This window comes from Pelomonas dachongensis (assembly GCF_043555865.1).
Classification (GTDB): domain Bacteria; phylum Pseudomonadota; class Gammaproteobacteria; order Burkholderiales; family Burkholderiaceae_C; genus Pelomonas; species Pelomonas dachongensis.
Window position 1 is genome coordinate 1 of sequence record NZ_JBIGHY010000079.1, and the last position, 231, is coordinate 231.

1 pseudogene is annotated in these 231 nt (G+C 67.1%); it reads left to right on the forward strand.

Annotated elements, in window-relative coordinates:
* Positions 1 to 231: pseudogene (locus tag ACG02S_RS26390) on the forward strand (IS5/IS1182 family transposase); the annotation flags it as partial.

Consider the following 231-nt stretch of genomic DNA (forward strand, 5'->3'; position numbering starts at 1 on the left):
CGCCCGAGGTCGAATGCATCTCCAAGGGGAAGGCCCGCAAGCCCTACGAGTTCGGCGTGAAGGTCAGCCTGGCGGTGGCGCACAAGAGCGGGCTGATCGTGGGCGCCCGCAGCTTCCCCGGCAACCCGTTCGATGGCCACACACTCAGCGCCCAGCTCGAGCAGACGAGCACCTTGATGCAGGATCTCGGCGTCAAGCCCAAGGTAGCCGTCGTCGACCTGGGCTACCGCG